Genomic DNA, 7,193 nt, shown 5'->3' with positions numbered 1-7,193 from the left:
CTCAAGCAGGGCAAGGTCGTGGCGCTGGACTGCGTGAACATGGTCAAGGACTACGTGCAGGGCCGCAAGCTGGTTGAGGCAGGCGCGACGCCCGATATTGGGCGCCTCGCCGACGCGGGCGTGCCGCTCAAGGAACTGGTCTGACAATGACGTCGTCCCGGACCCGATCCGGGACCGGTGGCGGTCTTTAGGCGCGACCTCGGGTAAAGGCGCCCTGCCGACAGCAAGGCAGTTCACGGCCAGAGGTCCCGGATCAAGTCCGGGACGACGTCAGCTTGCCTCTCGCCCATCGTGCCGCCACCGCATATCAGCACCACATCATGACGACGCGGCTTGCCATTGCCCTCCGGATCGAAGATCGCGTGATCCCGTAGCCTACTACTGCGAGCGAACCATGTCGCCCGTCGATCAAGGAACGGATGCAACGATGTCTTACAAACTGTTGATCGATGGAGCGCTGGTCGATGGCGCCTCCGATATCGAGGTCGTGAATCCAGCCACCGGCATTGCCTTTGCCAACGCCCCCCGCGCCGACGAGCAGCAGGCGCAAACTGCCGTCGCCGCCGCCAAACGCGCGTTCCCGGGCTGGGCGGCCCTCGGCTTCGCACAGCGCCGAGGCTACCTCGACGCGCTGGCCGAGGCGATCCGCGCGCGGATCGACGATTTCGCCCGTATACTGACGCAGGAACAGGGAAAGCCCCTGAAGGAAGCCAGGCAGGAAGTTCTCGGCGCCATTGCCGCGCTCGCCTACTACGCGCCGCTCGAACTCGAGCCGCGCATTTTGCGGGACACGGCGGATGAGCGGATCATCGAGCAGCGCTATCCGCTAGGTGTGGTCGCCGCCATCACGCCGTGGAACTACCCGCTGCTACTGCTGATGGTGAAGCTGGCTCCTGCCCTCATCACCGGCAATACCGTGATCGCCAAGCCCGCTCCGACCACGCCGCTCACCACTCTGCTGCTGGGCGAGGTCGCCGCCGAGATCCTCCCGCCCGGTGTCTTCCAGACGCTGGTGGACCAGAACGATCTCGGCGCCCTCCTGAGCGGGCACCCCGACATCGCGCACGTCAGCTTCACCGGCTCGACGCCGACCGGCAAGAAAGTGCTCGGCGGCGCCGCCGACACCCTCAAGCGCTTCACGCTGGAGCTGGGCGGCAACGACGCGGCGATAATTCTCGATGACGCCGATGTCGCCAAGGTCGCACCGCGGATATTCAGCGGCGCGACCACCAATGCGGGCCAGATCTGCCTCGCCGTGAAGCGGGTCTATGCCCCTTACGCGATGATGGATGCGCTGTGCACCGAACTCGCCCGGCTTGCCGGAGAGGCGGTCGTCGGCGACGGGCTGGAACAGGGCACCACCATCGGGCCGATCCAGAACCGCGCCCAGTTCGAGAAAGTCCTTGGCTTCATCGAAGACGCCCGCGCGCAAGGCACAATCGTCGCTGGCGGGGAAGCGCTGCCGGGCGATGGCTACTTCATCGCGCCCACCATCGTGCGCGACCTGCCCGACGATGCGCGCCTCGTACGCGAGGAGCAGTTCGGCCCGGTACTTCCCGTACTGGGTTATGATGATCTCGACGATGCGATCCGCCGGGCCAACGACAGCGACTACGGGCTGGGCGGCACCGTCTGGACCTCGAACGTGGATCGCGGCATCGCAGTCGCCTCGCGCATCGAGAGCGGGACGGTGTGGGTCAACAAGCACCTGGAACTGCCTTTCGACGTCCCCTTCGGCGGCGCCAAGCAATCGGGCATCGGCCGCCAGCAGGGTATCGAGGGCATGGAGGACTTCACCCAGCCGCGCATCGTCAACGTAGCGCTTGGCTGAGGAACGAAACCCGCTCTATTTTTGGCAACACAATGTGCAAATCATTGCGTTTGATAGAGCGGTAAAGGAGGCGGAAAAGGCGCTGGAAACCTTCAGCGGATAAAAATTCCATGGCTACTGCCGCCGTCATTGCCCCTGTTCGCCCTGCCCTTCCCCTCGGCTGCACCTTTGATCCGGAAGACTGGTACGTCCTTGCCCGTCACTGGTATCCGGTCGCTCTCGCGCGTGAAGTGGGCGAGAAACCGGTCGGCACCAGGCTGCTCGACCAGCCGCTGGTGATCTACAAGTCCGGCGACGAAGTCGTCGTCGCGACCAATGTGTGCCCGCATCGCGGAGTGCCGCTGAGTCTAGGGACGCAGCAGGGCGACAGCGTCGTGTGCCCCTATCACGGTCTCAGGTTCGGGGGCGGCGGCAAGTGCGTCCACGTCCCTGCGCACCCCGCGCGCGACATTCCCGAGCGGCTGCACCTGCGCACTTTCCCCAGCTTCGAGCGCTACGGCCTGATCTGGACCTGCCTCGACGCCGAGGGCGATGCTCCCGCGGCGGGCGACATCCCCGACATGCCGCACTGGGACGAGTCCGAATTCCAGCAGATCACCTGCCCCTGGATCGACATCAACGGCTTCGCGGGACGCCAACTGGAAGGCTTTCTCGACGTCGCGCACTTCGCCTTCGTGCATACCGAGACTTTCGCCGATCCCGACAATGCCGAAGTCCCGGCCTATGCGCCGAAACGGACCGAATACGGCTTTGAGGCAGAATACTGGAGTTCGGTAGGCAACTATCCCATCGGCGTCTCTCAGCGCGGAGTTCCCGGATTCAACTGGCTGCGCCATTTCCGCTGCCACCTGCCGTTCACGGCGACACTGGAGATCCATTTCCCCGGCACCGACCGACTGGTCATCATGAACGCCGCTTCGCCGGTCTCGGCCCGGGTCACGCGTCTGTTCGCACCGATCGCCCGCAACTTCGACACCGACCTGCCGGTGCAGGACGTCTACGACTTCAACCAGCGCATCTTCGAGGAGGACAAGGCCATCGTCGAGGCGCAGATGCCCGAATGGCTGCCGCTCGACCCCACCGACGAGGCACATATCCCGGCGGACATGAGTTCGATGACCTATCGCCGCGGCCTCAAGCGCCTCGGGCTAAAACGGTTCTTCGGATACTGACGAGGAGCGCCCGAAGACAAGGATGGGCCTTTCGGGGACGCGCTATCGGACCGGCGGGTGACGGATTGGACCGATCCGGCGCTAATGCGCGGGCGCACACACGGCAGCATGATCGCGGCGACCGAACGTCGCGACAGCGCGCAATCGCCTCATCTTTGCAACCCGGAATGCACCCGTATGCCCGCTCGACCCTCGAAACGCACGCCCTGCCCCGAAAAACACCTTGCGCCTTTTGCAAAGACACTAATCCAGGCGCGTAAAATTGTGTGAAGTTGTGAACTTTACTTTCGTCTATAAAGATTGAAAACAAGCAACACAGCACAGCACGTCTTGAGCGTCCTCCCGATAGAACCATACCGGTTGTTTCGTTTTCCATTTGGTCATCATTTAATACCAACTTGCTCCTCTGGAAAAGCACGTATGGCTTTGAGGAGGTCTGATTATGAAAAGGCACATTATCGGGTTTGTTCTGCTGGGCAGCGCGGCGATTTCGACGCCCGCCAGCGCCGCCATCACCGGCAACGTCAACGCCACCATCGTCCTGACGACCGCCTGCCGGATCAACAATACCGTCGTTCCCGATACGACGACCAACGTGGACTTCGGCACGCTCGATTTCGGGGTACAGAACAGCTACTTCACCCAGGCTACCGCCCAGCTTGTCGGTACGGCCGGAAACGGCATCGCCATTCAGTGCAGCAACGGCACGCAACCGACCATCTCGTTCTCGGCGGGCAATTCGGCGGGATTGGGCACAAGCAATACCGGAACGACCGGCACGCGTTCGATGAAGCATACGACTTCAGCGAATTACGTGACTTACAATCTCTACCGGGACGCCGGAAGCGCGACGCCGATCGTGGCCAATACCGCGATCGCCTTGGCGGCCGACGGCAGCGCGCAGAACGTTACCGTATACGGCACGGCTTACGGCGCTGCGGGGCTGATCACCGGCACCTACAACGATGTCGTCGTCGTGACGATCGCATTCGGCCCTTGAGACCGGGACGGAAGCCGACAGGTACAGGAGCATGCGCCGGCTTGGGGCAGCCATTTCCGCCGGAGCGCTGACGATCGTGATCGCCAGTACCGCTCATGCGGAAACCAGCAAGACTTTCGCGGTATCCGCGACGATCGCGGCCGGATGCGCCGTCGATGGCTTGGGGACGAGCGGTAGCGCAGGCACGATGGGCACGCTGACGTTCCCCTCTCAACCGTCCGTCGCCACGACGACGCTACAGGCCAACATCAGTGGATCCCAGGCGATCGTCCTGCGCTGCACGCCGGGCGTTAGCCTGACCATGTCGATCGATGGCGGACTGCACGCGGCAACAGGCCGCACCCTGCAACTGGGCACCACCGCGAACCGGCTGGCCTACAGCCTATGCGCGGACGCCGGATGCGCACAGGCGATCGGCATCAACCAGGCGATACCGATCGCGGTGACCTCCACCAACATGAACAATGTCAGGCTACCCGTCTACGGCCGCCTGACGCTGCCGGGCACGACGCCGCCGGGCACTTATACCGACACCCTGACCGTCACCTTGAGCTGGTAGGTCACAAAGGACACGCCCATGAAGATTCCCGCTCTATTGCCAAGGCTGCTGGTCTTCGCCGCGTGCGCACTCCTGCCTGGTTTTGCGTATTCACAAAGCAACAATTCGGTCGTCATCTGGCCGATCAACCCGGTCATCGAAAGCGGCGAGCGCGCCACGCCGCTGCGGCTGGAGAACCCCGGCCAGCGCCCGATCCTCATGCAGATCCGCATCTTCGGCTGGCAGCAGATCGATGGCGACGAGCGGTTCGTCGAGCAGAAGGACATCACCGGGACGCCGCCCATGGTCCGCATCGAGCCAGGACAGCAGCAGCTCATCCGCCTGACCAGGATCACCCCGTCACCCGCAGGCAGCGAACAGTCCTATCGTGTCATCATCGATGAAATTCCGCTGACCGAAGCAGACTCGCCCGCCGAAGCCGGAAACCCGGCTCAGGGCGCCGGAGCGGCGATCCGGTTTCGGATGCGCTATTCCGTGCCACTGTTCACCTATGGCGAGGGTGCGAATACCCGCGCTGCGAAGACCGAAACCACCGCGAGGCCCGCCCTGCAATGGCGCGTGGTAAAGGCGGACGGCGGCAATGTCCTCGAAATCCGCAACCCGGGCGCGAGCCACAGCCGCCTCAGCGGCGTGGCGCAGAAACGCTCCGACGGGACTTCCTCGAAAATCGAAGGGGCGCACGGCTATATCCTCTCCGGAGCCACGATGCGCTTTCCGATCGCGCAGGCCGTTGTGCCGCAAGCCAGGCTGTTCGCCGACGTCGAGGACAATTCCTCCGCGCCGATGGTGCCCTGGCAGCCCTGACATGGCCCAAGCCGCGCTCCCCTTCAGCACGCGGAAGGAGGATGGACCTTGTCGTTTGCCGCCATTCCTCGTCAGTTAGGGTGGACGCTCCTTGCAGGACTGTGCGCGGCAATGACGATGGCCCCATGCCGGGCAGAGACCAAATATGACGATATTCCGGCGGCTGCCGACTACAACGACAGGATCAGGGTAACCGAAACCGGGCCGATCCAGCTTGAAATCGTCGTCAACGGCGTGCCGAGCGGGGTCATCGTTCCGGTAGAGATCACCGGCGACCATTTCCGCCTGTCCGCAGGCGACATGCGCGCGCTGAACCTTCCGGCCGAAGGCGATGCCGCCGCCCAGGTCATGGTCGACGAACTGCCGGGTGTGAGCGCCGAGTACGACGTGCCCAACCAGCGCCTGAAGCTCCAGGTCCCGGCGCGCTGGCTACAGGGCCAGCAAATCGGCTTCGGCCCGCGGCGCAATACCGGACCGGCGCGCAGCAGCTTCGGGGTCATGGTCAACTACGACCTCTATGCGGTCGATGCGCCCGGCGCTCCCGCCTCGGCTTCGCTGTGGAACGATGTGCGCGTATTCGGGCCGGCAGGTCTGCTTTCCAGTACCGGCGTGGTCCGTACCGGCGGCGGCGGCACATCCTACATGCGCTATGACACGCGCTGGATCCGCTCCGACGAAAACAGCATGACGACTTACGAGGCAGGCGACCTGATCACCCGGACCCTGCCCTGGAGCAGCGCGATCCGGCTGGGCGGCATCCAGGTTTCCCGGGATTTCGCGGTGCGGCCCGACGTGGTGACCTATCCCGTACCCGCCTTTTCCGGCGAGGCAGCGCTTCCGTCGTCCATCGAACTGTTCATCGACAACCACCAGGCGTTTGGCGGCCCGGTTCAGCCCGGGCCCTTCGTGATGAACCCGCTGCCGCAGATCAACGGCGGCGGTCAGGCCAGCATCGTCGTCACCGATGCACTGGGGCGGCAGGTAACGACGCAGATTCCCTTCTATGTCGCCACCACGCTGCTTAGGCCCGGACTGACCGATTATGCGGTCGCTGCAGGCGCCGTGCGCCAACGCTACGGGCAGAGCAGTTTCGACTACGGCACGATGGTCGCCAGCGGATCGATCCGACACGGCCTGAACGATAGGCTGACGGTAGAGGCCCACGCCGAGGCCAGCCGCGAAATGGCCGTCGTCGGCGCGGGCACCGTACTGCGCATAGGCAATCTCGGCGTCGTCAACGCGGCTTACAGCCGCAGCCGCAAGGACGGGCGCGAAGGCGGCCAGATCGCGGTCGGCTACCAGTACCAGCGCCGTGACTTCTCGTTTTCCGTCAATCATCTGCGGCAGGACGCGGGGTTCTTCGATCTCGCCGCCCTGTCCGGCTCGCGGATCAGCGCGACGCGGCAGACCTCGGCCAGCGCAAGCCTTGCGCTGGGCCGCTTCGGATCGGTGGGCGCCGCCTACTTCGACAGCCGCACGCGGGGGGAGGGAAGAACGCGATTGGTGAATGCCAGTTGGTCGCTTCCGGTCGGCCGCTCGTCCAGCCTGTTCGCCTCGGCGACACGCGATCTCGATGCGCGCACGTGGACGGCCTCGCTCACGCTTCAGGTCCCGCTGGGCGCGGACCGCGGGACGGCCAGCGCCAGCCTCACGCGGGAACAGAACGGCCGCTACAGCAATCGGGTCGATTACAGCCGAGCAGTGCCCACGCAGGGCGGCATCGGCTGGAACACCGGCGCGGCGCGGCTGGGCAACGGCGACATCTAGTCGTCTGTGAAAAGCGCTGAAGCCCGCAGGGAGGCGTGGGTTTTGGTGGATATGAAGTAA

At 64.4% G+C, this 7,193-nt stretch carries 7 protein-coding genes; all 7 read left to right on the top strand.

What is annotated here, in order from left to right; translation table 11 throughout:
- Positions 1-144 (top strand): oxidoreductase C-terminal domain-containing protein (locus LH128_RS31980; RefSeq protein ID WP_008828681.1); only part of this gene is annotated, 144 nt, incomplete at its 5' end.
- 283 nt (positions 145-427) lie between these two features.
- Complete coding sequence (locus tag LH128_RS05925; protein ID WP_008828680.1) at positions 428-1,831, top strand: aldehyde dehydrogenase family protein; 1,404 nt, start codon at positions 428-430, stop codon at positions 1,829-1,831.
- 110 nt (positions 1,832-1,941) lie between these two features.
- Positions 1,942-3,003 (top strand): aromatic ring-hydroxylating oxygenase subunit alpha, encoded by a 1,062-nt coding sequence (locus tag LH128_RS05920; protein WP_008828679.1) that lies wholly within the window; start codon positions 1,942-1,944, stop codon positions 3,001-3,003.
- Between the two features lie 442 nt (positions 3,004-3,445).
- Complete coding sequence (locus LH128_RS05915; protein WP_008828678.1) at positions 3,446-4,003, top strand: Csu type fimbrial protein; 558 nt, start codon at positions 3,446-3,448, stop codon at positions 4,001-4,003.
- 31 nt (positions 4,004-4,034) lie between these two features.
- Positions 4,035-4,562 (top strand): Csu type fimbrial protein, encoded by a 528-nt coding sequence (locus tag LH128_RS05910; protein WP_008828677.1) that lies wholly within the window; start codon positions 4,035-4,037, stop codon positions 4,560-4,562.
- An 18-nt stretch (positions 4,563-4,580) separates the two neighbouring features.
- The gene (locus LH128_RS05905) at positions 4,581-5,366 is read left to right on the top strand and encodes a fimbrial biogenesis chaperone (RefSeq protein ID WP_008828676.1); all 786 of its coding nucleotides are present in this window, start codon (positions 4,581-4,583) and stop codon (positions 5,364-5,366) included.
- Positions 5,367-5,477: 111 nt separating this feature from the next.
- Complete coding sequence (locus tag LH128_RS05900; RefSeq protein ID WP_008828675.1) at positions 5,478-7,133, top strand: fimbria/pilus outer membrane usher protein; 1,656 nt, start codon at positions 5,478-5,480, stop codon at positions 7,131-7,133.
- Positions 7,134-7,193 lie beyond the last annotated feature (60 nt).

This window comes from Sphingomonas sp. LH128 (genome assembly GCF_000293195.2).
GTDB lineage: Bacteria > Pseudomonadota > Alphaproteobacteria > Sphingomonadales > Sphingomonadaceae > Novosphingobium > Novosphingobium resinovorum_A.
The sequence above is the reverse complement of the archived record's forward strand: the minus strand, read 5'-3'. Positions and strand labels throughout refer to the sequence as shown.

Bases quoted from the DNA above. Each gene is read 5' to 3' on its own strand.
- LH128_RS05925 (WP_008828680.1), top strand. From the start codon at position 428: ATGTCTTACAAACTGTTGATCGATGGAGCGCTGGTCGATGGCGCCTCC.
- LH128_RS05920 (WP_008828679.1), top strand. From the start codon at position 1,942: ATGGCTACTGCCGCCGTCATTGCCCCTGTTCGCCCTGCCCTTCCCCTC.
- LH128_RS05915 (WP_008828678.1), top strand. From the start codon at position 3,446: ATGAAAAGGCACATTATCGGGTTTGTTCTGCTGGGCAGCGCGGCGATT.
- LH128_RS05910 (WP_008828677.1), top strand. From the start codon at position 4,035: ATGCGCCGGCTTGGGGCAGCCATTTCCGCCGGAGCGCTGACGATCGTG.
- LH128_RS05905 (WP_008828676.1), top strand. From the start codon at position 4,581: ATGAAGATTCCCGCTCTATTGCCAAGGCTGCTGGTCTTCGCCGCGTGC.
- LH128_RS05900 (WP_008828675.1), top strand. From the start codon at position 5,478: ATGACGATGGCCCCATGCCGGGCAGAGACCAAATATGACGATATTCCG.